Origin of the sequence: Lachnoanaerobaculum sp. OBRC5-5, from assembly GCF_000296385.1 — a bacterium.
GTDB lineage: Bacteria > Bacillota > Clostridia > Lachnospirales > Lachnospiraceae > Lachnoanaerobaculum.
On record NZ_JH815185.1, the window covers coordinates 595,641 to 609,024 of the forward strand.

Annotated in this window: 16 protein-coding genes; all 16 read left to right on the forward strand. The window is 35.0% G+C overall.

Translation table 11 applies throughout. The annotated features are described in order from the left end of the window. Window positions 1-2: 2 nt before the first annotated feature. The 16 genes from HMPREF1135_RS02720 (at window position 3) to HMPREF1135_RS02795 (ending at window position 13,383) form a co-directional block, all read left to right on the forward strand. Window positions 3-2,342, forward strand: coding sequence for a transglutaminase-like domain-containing protein (locus HMPREF1135_RS02720; RefSeq protein WP_007591735.1), 2,340 nt, complete (start codon window positions 3-5; stop codon window positions 2,340-2,342). Continuing rightward, window positions 2,342-3,652 carry an alpha-L-fucosidase gene (locus tag HMPREF1135_RS02725; protein WP_007591736.1) on the forward strand — a complete coding sequence of 437 codons (1,311 nt, stop codon included), beginning with the start codon at window positions 2,342-2,344 and terminating at the stop codon, window positions 3,650-3,652. Before HMPREF1135_RS02720 ends, HMPREF1135_RS02725 begins: the two co-directional genes overlap by 1 nt. 9 nt (window positions 3,653-3,661) lie before the next feature. Further along, window positions 3,662-4,339 (forward strand): copper homeostasis protein CutC, encoded by a 678-nt coding sequence (locus HMPREF1135_RS02730; protein WP_007591745.1) that lies wholly within the window; start codon window positions 3,662-3,664, stop codon window positions 4,337-4,339. A 129-nt stretch (window positions 4,340-4,468) separates the two neighbouring features. Next, window positions 4,469-5,347: a YicC/YloC family endoribonuclease gene (locus HMPREF1135_RS02735; protein WP_007591747.1), complete on the forward strand. Its 879-nt coding sequence runs from the start codon at window positions 4,469-4,471 to the stop codon at window positions 5,345-5,347. 7 nt (window positions 5,348-5,354) lie between these two features. After that, a complete protein-coding gene (gmk, locus tag HMPREF1135_RS02740) occupies window positions 5,355-5,987 on the forward strand; it encodes a guanylate kinase (protein ID WP_007591749.1) in 633 nt (210 codons plus the stop codon). Next, entirely contained in the window at window positions 5,988-6,233 is a 246-nt protein-coding gene (gene rpoZ, locus HMPREF1135_RS02745) for a DNA-directed RNA polymerase subunit omega (RefSeq protein WP_007591751.1), read from the forward strand. A 72-nt stretch (window positions 6,234-6,305) separates the two neighbouring features. Further along, a complete protein-coding gene (gene rimO, locus HMPREF1135_RS02750) occupies window positions 6,306-7,628 on the forward strand; it encodes a 30S ribosomal protein S12 methylthiotransferase RimO (RefSeq protein WP_007591754.1) in 1,323 nt (440 codons plus the stop codon). After that, window positions 7,625-8,164, forward strand: a complete 540-nt coding sequence (gene pgsA, locus HMPREF1135_RS02755) for a CDP-diacylglycerol--glycerol-3-phosphate 3-phosphatidyltransferase (protein ID WP_007591756.1) — start codon at window positions 7,625-7,627, stop codon at window positions 8,162-8,164. The genes rimO and pgsA overlap by 4 nt, the downstream gene beginning before the upstream one ends. A gap of 23 nt (window positions 8,165-8,187) precedes the next feature. Continuing rightward, on the forward strand, window positions 8,188-8,916 hold the full coding sequence (locus tag HMPREF1135_RS02760; protein WP_007591757.1) for a nicotinamide-nucleotide amidohydrolase family protein: 729 nt from the start codon (window positions 8,188-8,190) through the stop codon (window positions 8,914-8,916). Between the two features lie 34 nt (window positions 8,917-8,950). Next, on the forward strand, window positions 8,951-9,262 hold the full coding sequence (locus HMPREF1135_RS02765; protein WP_007591758.1) for a hypothetical protein: 312 nt from the start codon (window positions 8,951-8,953) through the stop codon (window positions 9,260-9,262). Then, complete coding sequence (locus tag HMPREF1135_RS02770; protein ID WP_007591759.1) at window positions 9,259-10,161, forward strand: hypothetical protein; 903 nt, start codon at window positions 9,259-9,261, stop codon at window positions 10,159-10,161. The genes HMPREF1135_RS02765 and HMPREF1135_RS02770 overlap by 4 nt, the downstream gene beginning before the upstream one ends. Before the next feature lie 37 nt (window positions 10,162-10,198). After that, entirely contained in the window at window positions 10,199-10,540 is a 342-nt protein-coding gene (locus HMPREF1135_RS02775; RefSeq protein ID WP_007591760.1) for an arsenate reductase family protein, read from the forward strand. Further along, the gene (locus tag HMPREF1135_RS02780) at window positions 10,531-11,169 is read left to right on the forward strand and encodes a cyclodeaminase/cyclohydrolase family protein (RefSeq protein ID WP_034243324.1); all 639 of its coding nucleotides are present in this window, start codon (window positions 10,531-10,533) and stop codon (window positions 11,167-11,169) included. Before HMPREF1135_RS02775 ends, HMPREF1135_RS02780 begins: the two co-directional genes overlap by 10 nt. Then, complete coding sequence (locus HMPREF1135_RS02785; RefSeq protein WP_007591771.1) at window positions 11,166-12,005, forward strand: bifunctional 5,10-methylenetetrahydrofolate dehydrogenase/5,10-methenyltetrahydrofolate cyclohydrolase; 840 nt, start codon at window positions 11,166-11,168, stop codon at window positions 12,003-12,005. The genes HMPREF1135_RS02780 and HMPREF1135_RS02785 overlap by 4 nt, the downstream gene beginning before the upstream one ends. A gap of 85 nt (window positions 12,006-12,090) precedes the next feature. After that, a complete protein-coding gene (locus tag HMPREF1135_RS02790; protein ID WP_007591773.1) occupies window positions 12,091-12,678 on the forward strand; it encodes a helix-hairpin-helix domain-containing protein in 588 nt (195 codons plus the stop codon). Between the two features lie 9 nt (window positions 12,679-12,687). Further along, the gene (locus HMPREF1135_RS02795) at window positions 12,688-13,383 is read left to right on the forward strand and encodes a response regulator transcription factor (protein ID WP_007591776.1); all 696 of its coding nucleotides are present in this window, start codon (window positions 12,688-12,690) and stop codon (window positions 13,381-13,383) included. Window position 13,384: the final 1 nt, after the last annotated feature.

The window sequence follows — 13,384 nt, forward strand, 5'->3', positions numbered from 1 at the left end:
ATATGTGTGAATATTTTATTGAGACGGAAGACAGACTTAAAAATCATCCTTTTGCAGATTCAATAAAGAACTTTATTTTAAGTTTTGAAGATGAAGAACTCAAAAAGTATTTGTCATTTTTATATTTACATATGCCGTATGCGGATATAGCAAATGTAGATAAGGAAGTGATTTTAGACTATGCAAAGTTAGGTGTAAACCTAAGAAATACAAGATGTAAAGACCTTGATGAAGATATATTTTTAAACTATGTTTTATTCCATAGGATAGGCAGTGAAAAAATAGTCGCAAACAGGACTTTCTTTTATGAGCTTGTAAAGGAAATGCTTGGGGAATCCGAAACGGAAAATGTTTTGAAACTCAATTATTTCTGTGGAAAAAATGTTACTTACAGAACTACGGATATAAGGACCTTGGATCCTATAACGGTTTATGAGTCCTCTTTTGGCAGATGCGGTGAAGAATCAATTTTCGCGGTATCTGTATTCAGAGCGGCAGGTATACCTGCAAGACAAATCTATGTACCGCTTTGGGCTCATTGTGATGACAATCATGCATGGGTGGAAGTTTTTGTGGATAATGACTGGCATTATCTTGGAGCATGTGAACCTGAAGAAATACTTGATAAAGGCTGGTTTGATGATGCTTCAGCCAGAGCAATGATCGTAAAAAATATATTGTATGGAAACATAAAAAAGGAAGCTAAAGACTATCTGGGACTTAATGCAGGACTGTATGAGATAAATCAAACAAAGAGATATGCTGATACAAAGCATATAAAGATATATTTATATGCCGGAGACAAAATTCTTTCAAATTTTGATTTCAATATCTGCCTTATGAATTTTTCGATGTTTTCGCCTATAATAAAGGCAAAAACAGATGTATATGGAGAGTATGAGACAGATATAGGAATAGGAGATGTTTTCCTAAGCATGTATATCGATAAGAACTATATAATACCTTTAAACCTTAAGGATAAAAATTCTTTTTATATAGATATATATGATTTTGAGCCTGAGTACAATAAATATAAAGAAATCTTTATTAATGTTCCACAGGCAAGTACAAGAAACAGAAAGAAATCTCCAAAAAAGAGAGAAAGTGAGTATAAAATAAAGGAATTTCCAAATGGGAAAGTAAGAGAAAAAGCTGTATCTGAAGGAATGGAAAAACTTTGGGATATACTCTCCGAGAAGGATAAAAGAGATATAAGTATTGAAGTGCTTAGAGACTGCTTTGATTCAAAGAATATCTATAATGTAAATGGAGAAATATATTTAAACTATATTCAAAATCCAAGAGTTTACTTTGAACATCTAACAGTTTGCAGACATTTTTTCAGAGATAAATTTACAGATATAGAATCTTTACTGGACTTTATTAAAGGAATATGGCTTACAAGAGAAAAGCCGATTACAGGAGCTATGGGAGTATATGAAACAAGAATTTCAAATGCACTTTCTGTAAAGATTTTTGCAGTTAATGTATTAAGAAGTATGGGAATAGCTTCCAAGCTTGTAAATGCAGATGTATATGTATATGAAAATGGTGAATTCAGACTTTTATCTGAACTTTCAAAGATACTTGATACTTTAAAGTATATAGACAGTTGCTGTATTAAGGAAGAGGTCACAAATACGGAAATGTCCAAGTTGCATATTGAAGGAGATCTTAGCGGATTTGGAGAATCGTTTTCAATCTCAAAGTATGACAGCTTTGAAAATAATCTGATTTCTCTTGATAAGAGCAGTATTAAAGAAAATATGGAATTGCCTGCAGGAGAGTATGTATTGGCGACTCAAAACAGATTGCCGAACGGAAATATATGTGCAAAATATAATATATTGAACTTAGAATCCGATACTGAAAATGAAGTTAAATTGGAATATATGCAGGCTGATATAAATGATATGCTTTCTACATTTATATTGCCTAGGGAACTGGAGGACAGATTAAATATTTCCGATAACAGTGATGAGATAAGGCTTATTATGTGGATGGAGGAAGAAGAGGAACCGTCACAACATATTGCGAATGACCTGTTATTAAAGGATGAGCTTTTAAAGAATATGAAGTTTGATCTTATATTTACAAATGAATTTGAAAATAAAGACAGTGCAATAAATGAACTTCTTGAAAAAAGCCTGTATAATGATATCCATACAAATTTCGGTGAGGATTTGCAGGAGGCATTCGGAAGAAGTACTTTTGTAAACCATGAGACTTTGCCTATAGTAGCGCTTTGTAAGGGCAATAGAGCTGTATATGCTTTTAGCGGTTATCAGGTAGGAAGCGGAAATTTAATAGAAAAGATAAGCAATCTTATAAAGGAGAAGTGATGAATAAACTTATTGAAGAGAGAACAAAAAGAACCGAGTGGTATAGGGATGCCAGATTCGGTATGTTTATACACTGGGGACTTTATGCAATACCTGCAAGAGGAGAATGGGTGCGTTCCAGAGAGAGGATAAAAAAAGAGGACTATGATTATCTGATGGATGAGTTTTCATGTGAGAATTATGATCCCAAAGAATGGGCAAGGCTTGCAAAAAAGGCCGGTATGAAATATGCGGTATTAACTGCTAAGCACCATGACGGATTCTGTCTTTATGACAGTAGGGTGAGTGATTTCAATTCTATGAATGCAGCATGTCACAGAGATTTGGTAAGAGAGTTTTTGGATGCATTCAGAGCGGAGGGTATAAAGGTAGGTCTTTATTTTTCACTTCTTGACTGGAGACATGAGGACTATCCACACTATGGTGATATGCACCACCCAATGAGAGACAATGAGGAATGGAAGGGATATAATCATAATTTTGATAATTATCTTGATTTCATGCATGCTCAGATAAAAGAACTTGTAACAGGATACGGAAAGCTTGATCTGATGTGGTTTGACTTTTCCTACGGTCCTATGAACTGTGATAAGTGGAAGGCAAAGGAACTTATGGAGATGGTAAGAGAGTATCAGCCGGATATTATAACAGATAACAGACTTGAGGGCAGTGCTGAATATGCAGGTACAATAAAGACCTTAAACCCGAGTACTTATGCAGGTGATTTTGCATCACCGGAGCAAATGATACCGCCTGAAGGAATTGTGGATGAAGCAGGCAACTCAATACCATGGGAGGCATGTATCACAATGAATAATAACTGGGGATATCATGCTCATGATAAGCATTTTAAATCGGACAAGCTTATAATCAGAATGCTTGTGGAATGTGTAAGCAAGAACGGAAATCTTATTTTAAATGTAGGACCTAAAGCAAATGGCGAAATACCGAAAGAATCTGTGGAAATTCTTGAAAAAGTCGGAGAATGGATGAAGGAAAACTCAAAGAGTATTTACGGATGCGGAATTTCGGAATATAATAAACCTGAGTGGGGTAGATTTACTCAAAACGGAAAGTTTTTATATGCACATGTTTTTGAGGAACAGGCAGGTGCTATAGCTTTATGTGATATGGTCGGTAAAATAAAGAAGATGCGTCTTTTAAGAGATGGAAGTGAAATATTGCAAAGTAATTACTGGAATTTAAAAGAATTTGCAAAGGATGCTTTCTTCTTCTTTGATACATCTGCAAGTGATTGTTATCCACTTCCGGATGATAGAGATTCTGTGGTGGAGATAGAATTGAAATAGGGAGAGAATATGATTTTAGAGGCTTGTATTGAAAATATTACTTATTTGAAGGAAGTGGTAAATGCCGGTGTAAAAAGAATTGAGCTTTGTGACAATTTGGCTGTAGGAGGAACTACGGTAAGTGTCGGAGTAAGAGATTATGCCAAGTATTTTTGTGATTCAAATAATGTAGAGCTTGCAGTCATGATAAGAGCCAGAGGCGGAAACTTTGTATATAACAATATTGAAAAGGCCGTTATGTACAATGATTTAAAAGAAATGGCAAAACAGGGTATAAAAAGAGCAGTAATAGGTGCTTTGAAAGAGGACGGAGAACTTGACAAGGAATTTATCAAAGAACTTGTCGGTGCACCTAAGTTTTTCAGAAAAGATATGGATTTTACATTTCACATGGCTTTTGATCAGATAGGTGTCGGATTAAAGCCTGAGGAAGCCCTTGAAAAAAGACTGGAAGCAATAAAGACATTATCAAAACTTGGAATAGATACCATACTTACACATGGTTATCATGAAAATAATGATATATTTGACAATATAGATACTCTAAAGGCGTATATTGAATGTGGAAATGAATGCCATGTGGATATAATGCCCGGCGGCGGTGTAAGCTTTAAAAATCTGGATAAATTAATAAAGAAGCTCCCTAATATAGTTGCGGCGCATGGAACTAAGATAGTGGAGATATAATGTGATGAAAAACAGCAATAATTTTAAGTTGCTGTTTTTCTTAAATTATTCTCAAGGCTTTATTGACTTGTAAAAGAGAAATAAGTATAATCAAGTGTATATGTCATAAACCTGAATGGAGATAAAACATTGATAAAGAGTATGACAGGCTTTGGAAGAGCCGAAGAAATAACAGGTGATTATAAATTATCTATAGAGATTAAGTCAGTAAACCACAGATATCTGGATTTAAACATAAAAATGCCCAGGAGATTTTTCCCATTTGAAGCCGAGATAAGAAATATTGTAAAAAAATATGTTTCAAGGGGTAAAGTGGACCTTTTTATCAATTATCTGGATTTCAAGGACAAAGCAAACGGAGTATATCTGAATAAAAACATTGTAAAAAAATATTTGGATATAGGTTTGGAACTTTGTAAAGAGTATAAAATAGTTGATGATTTGAAGGTTTCACATCTTTTAAATCTTCCTGATGTAATAAGTATTGACGAGCCTAAGCTTGATGAAGAAGAGATAAAGGCGATTTTATTTAAAGTACTGGAATATGCTTGTAAATCTTTTTACGATACCAGAGAAGCGGAAGGGAAGAAGCTGTTTGAAGATATAAGTTTAAAGCTTGAGCTTTTATCATCTACAACGGAAGATATAAAGGAAAGATATCCTGCAGTTTTGGATGAATATAAAAATAAGCTGTATTTAAAAGTGAATGAACTTTTAAATGGATCCGGTATAGAAGAGAACAGAATTGCTACAGAGGTAACACTCTTTGCAGATAAGATATGTGTGGATGAAGAGGTTGTAAGACTTATAAGCCACATAAAAGCTATGTCTGATGAAATGAAACTGGATGTGGGAATAGGAAGAAAGCTGGATTTCCTTGCTCAGGAAATGAACAGAGAAGCAAATACAATTCTTTCAAAATCAACTGATTTAAATATAGCAAATTATGCTATAATATTAAAAACTGAAATAGAAAAAATAAGGGAACAAATTCAAAACATAGAATAGAGGAATTATGGCTGACGGAATTTTGGTTGTTGTATCAGGTTTTTCAGGCTCGGGTAAAGGTACTTTGATGAAAAAGCTGCTGTCAGAATATGATGAGTATGCATTGTCTGTCTCTGCTACAACAAGAGCTCCAAGAACAGGAGAGGTAGAAGGAAGAGAATATTTTTTTAAAAGCAAAGAAGATTTTGAAAAACTTATAGAAAATGATGAGTTGATAGAGTACGCATCATTTTGTAATAATTACTACGGTACACCAAGAGATTATGTGCTGGAGCAAAGAAAGAGCGGAAAGAATGTTATTCTGGAAATAGAAGTACAGGGTGCCCTAAAGGTAAAGGAAAAGTATCCTGATGCAATGCTTATCTTTGTAACACCGCCGGATGCTCATACACTTAGAGACAGGCTTGTAGGCAGGGGAACCGAGTGTGAGAAGGATATAAAAGCGAGATTGCGTCAGGCAACGAAAGAAGCTGATTGCATGAGCAAGTACGATTACGTTGTTGTAAATGATGATTTGGAAAGAGCTGTAAAAGAGCTCAATCAGATCATTTCACACCGTGGAGAAATAAAGTCGAATAATACAGATTTTATTGAGAAGATAAAAGAAGATTTAAACAGGATTTTTATGGAGGAAGAATAAATGTTACACCCATCATATAGCGAACTTATTAATGTTGCAAATGCGGATGTAGATCCGGGTGAGGCACCTGTAGTACAGAGCAGATACTCAATTGTAATTGCAAGTGCAAAGAGAGCAAGACAGATTATTGACGGTGAAATACCTGAGGTAAAGGCTGACGGAAAGAAACCTCTTTCTATTGCAGTTGAAGAGCTGTTTGAGCAGAAGGTCAGAATAACAAATGATGATCCTAATAACGAAGCTTAAGAATCATTTTGATTTGCCATCATTTTCATGATGGCTTTTTATTAATATTAGGATTTATATTGAAAGGTTTATATGAAAATGTCTATGGTGTCACTTGGATGTGACAAAAATACAGTGGATTCAGAGATGATGCTGGGTCTGATGAATGAAAAAGGATTTGAATACACGGATATTGATGAAGAAGCGGAGATAATGATTATTAATACCTGCGGCTTTATACAGTCCGCAAAAGAAGAAAGTATTAATGCCATTTTGGAAGCGGCAAGATTAAAAGAAGAAGGTGCTCTTAAGGCGTTGATAGTTACAGGCTGCCTGGCTCAAAGATATAAGGATGAGATTATAAAAGAAATCCCTGAGGTAGATGCTCTTCTTGGAACATCAAGTTTTGATAAGATTGTTGAAACTGTGGAGGATGTACTTGGTGGAGAGATAAAAAATGAATTCCTTGACCTTGACAGACTGCCTTCCATTTCAAATAAGAGAAAAAATTCCACAGGCGGATACTATGCATATTTAAAGATTGCCGAAGGCTGCAATAAAAACTGTACATACTGTATTATTCCCTCATTACGTGGTAATTACAGAAGCTATCCGATAGATGATTTAATTGCTCAGGCGAAGGATTTGGCGGCACAGGGAATAAAGGAGCTGATTTTGGTAGCTCAGGAGACTACACTTTACGGTGTAGACCTTTACGGTGAAAAGAGTTTACCTAAGCTTTTAAAGGAGCTTGCAAAGGTGGAAGGCATAGAGTGGATAAGAATACTTTATTGTTATCCGGAGGAAATTACAGATGAGCTTATAGAAGTTATTGCAAATGAAGATAAGGTTTGCAAATATTTGGATATCCCGATACAGCATGCTTCAGACAATATACTCAGAAGAATGGCCAGAAGAACTTCACATGACGATCTTATAAATATTATAGGCAAGCTTAGAAAGAATATACCGGGTATTGCACTTAGAACGACAATAATCTCAGGATTCCCGGGTGAGACTGAAGAAGATCTTGAGACTGTAATTGATTTTATCAAGAAGATGAAGTTTGAAAGACTCGGTGTTTTCACATACAGTGAAGAAGAAGGCACGGTTGCGGCAGGCTTTGAAAACCAAATCGAGGAAGAAGAAAAAGAGGCCAGAAGAGATCGAATAATGAGAGTGCAGCAGGAAATCTCCGAAAAGAATCTTGAAAAAATGGTAGGAAAGACATTTAAGGTACTTATAGAGGGTAGACTTCCTGAGGAAAATGTATATATCGGAAGAACATATATGGATGTTCCGGGTGTGGACGGATATGTTTTTGTAAATACGGATAGAGACTTTATGACCGGAGATTTTTGTGATGTAATCATAACAGGTTCATCCGAGTATGATTTGATAGGAGATGCACTATGAATTTGCCGAATAAATTGACGGTTTTGAGAGTACTGCTTATACCTTTTTTTGTGGCAAGCCTTTTATTTAAAGGTGGAGAAGATTATAAGTTCAGAATAATTGCGCTTATTATATTCGCTGTTGCGGCGCTTACAGATACTTTGGACGGTATGATTGCAAGAAAATATAATCTGATTACAGATTTCGGAAAGTTCATGGACCCGCTTGCAGATAAGGTTTTGGTATGCTCAGGACTTATATGTTTTGTGGAGCTTAGACAGTTAAGCTCCGTTATTGTGCTTATTGTCATAGCAAGAGAGTTTATTATAAGCGGTATAAGACTTGTTGCTTCCGACAACGGCGTGGTTATTGCGGCAGCTATGTCCGGAAAATTAAAAACAGTTGTACAGATGGTTACCGTTATTTTACTTATATTGAATATACCTAAGCTTAGCTTGGTAACAAATATTTTTATTATCTTGATGCTTTTCCTTACAATATTTTCTCTTTGTGAGTATATTATCAAGAATAAGAATGTTATAATGAGCAGTAAGTAATATGCATTTATAAAGGAGTGGAAATGGATACTGTTACCAGAAATAAGACGATAAAACTTATTGGAATAAATGAGGCGGAGATAAGAACTTCTATTTCAGACTTGATTGATAATGAAGATGTTAAAATTGAAATAAAGCCTTTTGATGCTAAAACTTATATTATTCTCTCAGCCGATGCGGACACCGAAGAGGCTGCAAAAAATTTGATAAAGCCTGTTTCAAAGGAAATAAAAAGAAGATTCGGGAAATATATTTATTCAACAAAGGAAAAAATAACTCTTGAAATGAGTGTGGTAAATCTTCTTGAAAAGAACGAACTTACAATTTCTACAGCCGAGTCATGTACAGGCGGACTTTTAGCGGGAAGACTTATAAATGTACCGGGAGTTTCTGATGTATATAAAGAGGGATTTATTACATATACAAATAAGGCAAAGAGAAAGACTCTCGGTGTAAATAAATCAACTCTGAAAAAATACGGAGCGGTAAGTGAGCAGACGGCAAAAGAGATGGCTGTCGGTGCGGCTCTTGCGGCGGATACAGATATAAGTATCTCTGTAACGGGTATTGCAGGTCCTGACGGAGGAACAAATGAGAAGCCTGTAGGACTTGTATATATAGGAGTTTGTATAAGGGATATGGTACATGTCGAGGAGTTCAGATTTTCAGGTGACAGAGCCAATGTCAGAGAGCAAACAGTTATTTCCGCACTGGGATTACTGAGAAAATGCATTTTGGAACATTTCTCTTAAGAAAGGGACAGATATTTAGGTATCAAGGTAGATTATGGTATTTTCAAAAAAGATATATCTCTCACCGGATATAAAAAATGACTATAGAAAATATATGAGAATGCTGAAATTTAACAAATCAAGTTTTTTACTGCATCTTGTGGTATTTCTTGAAGGTGAAGAGAAGCTTTCACTTGTGCATAATTCCATATTTTTGAATAATTACAGAAAGACTGATGCTCTTATAGTGGGTCTTGCTCTTGGTAAAAAATCGGGAATTGAGCTTATTTCAAATATAGTTGAAGATACCTATAGAACAAGAAAAGATTTTGAGTATTACAGCTTTTTTAAAATGGAGGAAGTATGATCGGTGTACTGCTTGCGGCATTGAAAATTATAGGTATTGTCATACTTGCAATCATTGCTTTGGCATTACTGATTATACTGATGGTACTTTTTATTCCTGTAAGATACAGAGGTAAGATATATTTTAAAGAAGTACCTGATATAGCACTAAGCGTGACATGGTTCTTTAAATTTTTATCTTTAAATATTACATATAAAGACGGCCTTGATATTATAGGTAAGGTGGGCTGGTTTTTTAAAGTATATTCAAATCATGATGAGGAGGAAGAGACTGATTCCGAAGAAGAGACTGATTCCATTGAAGGAATAGAAAATTACAAGTCGGAAGTTGAAGAAACGCCGGATAGAGTTAATGAAAATAAAAAAGTAGATATTACTGTAGAGAATAATAAGAAAGATAATGTAATTTCCGGAAAACAAGAAAATTCAGAAGCCGATAATAAAATAAAAGAGCTGGATAAACAAGAAAAGAAACAATCAAAAAAGAAGAAAAATAAGCCTAAGAAAAAGAAAAGCTCTGCTAAGAAAGAAAGTAAACCTGATAAGCTTATAAATAAGGCAAAGGATATTCATTACTTACTTACAGAAGAGGAAAATAAGAAAACTCTTTTACTGATGCTTGAAAAGACCAAAAATCTTTTGGTACATATATTGCCGAAAAGAATAGTGGGATTTTTTAAATTCGGTTTTGACGATCCGTCTACAACAGGACAGGTGCTTGAGGCGGTTGCGATATTCTATCCGCTTTACAAAGATGATTTTAAGATTGTACCTATGTTTTATGATGAGATCATAGAGGTGGATATATCTTTTAAAGGAAGACTTAGAGTTTTCTATGCTCTTTATATAGGATTGATTCTATGGTTAAACAAGAAGAAAATAAAAACAAGGCCCAAATAAGGGCCTTTATTTTAAAAAGGCATGTTTTGGAGAAAATATGAATATACAGATATTTGGGACTAATAAGTCTTCAGACACAAAGAAGGCTGTCAGATTTTTCAAGGAAAGAAATATTAAGTTTCAGCTTGTGGATATGAAGGAAAAGGGCCTATCAAAGGGGGAGTTTACTTCAGTAATGCAGGTGGTAGGCGGATTTGAAAATATGCTTGATGAAAAATGCAAGGACAGTGAAACTCTTACTTTGATAAAATACCTTTCCGAGGAAGATAAAATACCTAAGATTTTAGAAAATCAGCAGGTTCTAAAACTTCCGATAGTAAGAAACGGTAAGGAAGCAACTATAGGTTATGCACCTGAAGTATGGAAAGGATGGTCATAGTGAATACAGCCGGATATAATATAGATGAATATATAAAGGAACTTGGCTCTAAGGCTCCTGTACCGGGAGGCGGAGGTGCAAGTGCCGTTGCAGGCGCACTGTCGGCGGCTCTTTCAAGTATGGTATGTAATCTTACAGTAGGTAAGAAGAGCTATATATCAGTGGAAGATGATATAAAAAAAATATTGGAAAATATGAATAAGCATATGGAGAGCTTTATAAAGCTTTCAGATAAGGATGCCGAAGTTTTCTATCCTCTTTCACAGGCATACAGCTTTAAACCTCAAAATGATGAGGAAAAGAAAATGCATGAAGAAAATATGGAAAAACTTCTTTTTGATGCGGCCATGGTTCCGCTTTATATTATGAAAGAGGCTTACAGTATGCTTGTTGCTGTTGATTTTCTTGCAAAGAAGGGCTCAAAGCTTGCCGTATCGGATGCAGGCGTAGCTGTAAGTATGCTTAGAAGTGCGGTATGCGGTGCTATGATGAATGTAGTGATAAATGTAAAGTATATGAAGAACAGAGAGAAAGCTCAAGATCTTATGGATGAAGCAAGTGAAATACTTGAAAACACTATGAATAAGGCGGATATCATATACAGGAAAGTTTTGGAGGTGCTTTTGTGATTTTATTATATGGAGCAGATACGGCCAAGAAAATAAAAGATGAAATTTCAGGAATGCTTTCAGAGCTTAAGGGATATATTCCTACTCTCGGAATAGTCAGAATAGGCTCAAATCCTGCAGATATTTCATATGAAAAAGGCGCTGTAAAAAAAATGGAGTCTCTTTCATTAAAAACAAAAGTTTTTGAATTTGATGAAAATATTTCATCGGATGATTTTATAGATGAGTTTAAGAAGATAAATGAAGATGATGAAATTGACGGAATTTTGCTTTTCAGACCTTTGCCAAAGCATATAGACGAGAAGAAGGTTATAGAGGTACTGGATGAGAGAAAAGATTTGGACGGTATTTCATATAAAAATATAGCAAAGGTTTTTGCGGGAGATGAAAGCGGTTTTGCTCCATGTACCGCAAAGGCGGTAATAAAAATCCTTGAAAGCAATAATATAGAGCTTGAGGAAAAAAATGTAGTAGTAATTGGAAGAAGTATGGTAATCGGTAAGCCGGTAGCTATGCTTGCAATTCAAAAAAATGCCACAGTAACACTTTGTCATTCAAAAACAGCTGATTTAAAGAATGTATGTAAAAATGCAGACATTTTAATAGTAGCAATCGGCAGAGCTAAGATGATAAATGACGATTATATAGGTGAAGATGCTGTTGTAATCGATGTAGGTATAAACTTCTTTGAAGGAAAACTTTGCGGAGATGTAGACCTTGAAAATGTAAAAAATGCAGCTATGGCAACACCTGTTCCAAAGGGTGTAGGGGCTGTGACCACATCTGTATTGGCCCAACATCTTGTAATTGCGGCGTTAAAAAGGATACTGTATTAAATACTTAATATTTTAGATACTTGTTTTTAACATTTTATTTGCTAGAATATAATTATACTTACAAGGCTTTCTTAAGGAGAAAGCTATGAAAAAGATTTTTTTAATAATGTTTTTAACGATTTTATTAACATCTTGTAAAGAAGATTCAGGTATAGAGTTTGGGAAAAATACTGAAACCGAGGTCGAAGAAGTTATTTCAGAGAGTGTAACCAAAGAAAGTATATCCGAAGCCGTAACTGCAGAAGAATATATTGATATTTTTATTTCCGGCTGTGTAAATAAACCTGATGTATACACCCTAAAAAAGGGCTCTATAATAAAGGAAGCTGTTGAGATGGCCGGAGGCTTCAGTGAAAATGCATGCAGGGATTATGTAAACCTGGCAAAAAAGCTTGAACCGGGTGAACATATAATAATCCCGAGTCAGGACGAGGCTAAAGATCTAAAGCCGATACAGGCTGAAGATGCCATAAACAGCAGTTCACTTGTAAATATCAATAAAGCTTCTAAGGAAGAACTGATGACTTTACCCGGTATCGGAGAGAGAAAAGCTGAAGCTATAATAAAATACAGAAACTCTAAATCTTTTTCAAATATTGAAGATATAATGAATATATCGGGAATAAAAGAAGCGGCATTTAATAAGATTAAAGATAAGATTTGTATAAATTAGGAGTAAATAATGAATAAAGCACTTGTTGTAGATGATGAAAAATTAATAGTCAAAGGAATAAAGTTCAGCCTGGAGCAGGACGGTTATGAGGTGGATGTAGCCTATGACGGAAGTGAAGCTTTAAAGATGGCTAAAGAAAAAGAATATGATATAGTGCTTTTGGATGTTATGTTACCTGAAATGGACGGCATGGAAGTTTGTCAGGCTATCAGAGAGTTTTCCGAGATGCCGATTATCATGTTGACTGCCAAGGGAACAGATATGGATAAGATTCTCGGGCTTGAATACGGAGCAGATGATTATATTACAAAACCTTTTAATATACTTGAGGTTAAGGCAAGAATAAAGGCGATTATAAGAAGAAATTCAAAGAAGGCTAAGGCTGCACAAAAAAACGAGAGAATTATCGAAGTTTCTGATCTTAAGCTTGATCTTGACAGCAGAAGAGTATTTGAAAAGGATAAGGAGCTTAATCTTACGGCAAAGGAATTTGATATACTTGAGCTTCTTACACAAAATCCTGATAAAGTATATTCCAGAGAGAAACTTTTAAATATTGTTTGGGGAAATAAGTTACATGAAGCCGGTGATGTAAGAACTGTTGATGTACATGTGAGAAGGCTTAGAGAAAAGATTGAACCGAACCCAAGTGAGCCTAAGTATATTCATACCAAATGGGGTGTCGGATATTACTTTAAGGAATAGT

Coding starts and splice junctions, on each gene's coding strand:
- HMPREF1135_RS02720 (WP_007591735.1), top strand. CDS start 3: ATGTGTGAATATTTTATTGAGACGGAAGACAGACTTAAAAATCATCCT.
- HMPREF1135_RS02795 (WP_007591776.1), top strand. CDS start 12,688: ATGAATAAAGCACTTGTTGTAGATGATGAAAAATTAATAGTCAAAGGA.
- HMPREF1135_RS02790 (WP_007591773.1), top strand. CDS start 12,091: ATGAAAAAGATTTTTTTAATAATGTTTTTAACGATTTTATTAACATCT.
- HMPREF1135_RS02725 (WP_007591736.1), top strand. CDS start 2,342: ATGAATAAACTTATTGAAGAGAGAACAAAAAGAACCGAGTGGTATAGG.
- pgsA (WP_007591756.1), top strand. CDS start 7,625: ATGAATTTGCCGAATAAATTGACGGTTTTGAGAGTACTGCTTATACCT.
- HMPREF1135_RS02760 (WP_007591757.1), top strand. CDS start 8,188: ATGGATACTGTTACCAGAAATAAGACGATAAAACTTATTGGAATAAAT.
- HMPREF1135_RS02765 (WP_007591758.1), top strand. CDS start 8,951: ATGGTATTTTCAAAAAAGATATATCTCTCACCGGATATAAAAAATGAC.
- HMPREF1135_RS02780 (WP_034243324.1), top strand. CDS start 10,531: ATGGTCATAGTGAATACAGCCGGATATAATATAGATGAATATATAAAG.
- HMPREF1135_RS02770 (WP_007591759.1), top strand. CDS start 9,259: ATGATCGGTGTACTGCTTGCGGCATTGAAAATTATAGGTATTGTCATA.
- HMPREF1135_RS02730 (WP_007591745.1), top strand. CDS start 3,662: ATGATTTTAGAGGCTTGTATTGAAAATATTACTTATTTGAAGGAAGTG.
- rpoZ (WP_007591751.1), top strand. CDS start 5,988: ATGTTACACCCATCATATAGCGAACTTATTAATGTTGCAAATGCGGAT.
- HMPREF1135_RS02775 (WP_007591760.1), top strand. CDS start 10,199: ATGAATATACAGATATTTGGGACTAATAAGTCTTCAGACACAAAGAAG.
- rimO (WP_007591754.1), top strand. CDS start 6,306: ATGAAAATGTCTATGGTGTCACTTGGATGTGACAAAAATACAGTGGAT.
- gmk (WP_007591749.1), top strand. CDS start 5,355: ATGGCTGACGGAATTTTGGTTGTTGTATCAGGTTTTTCAGGCTCGGGT.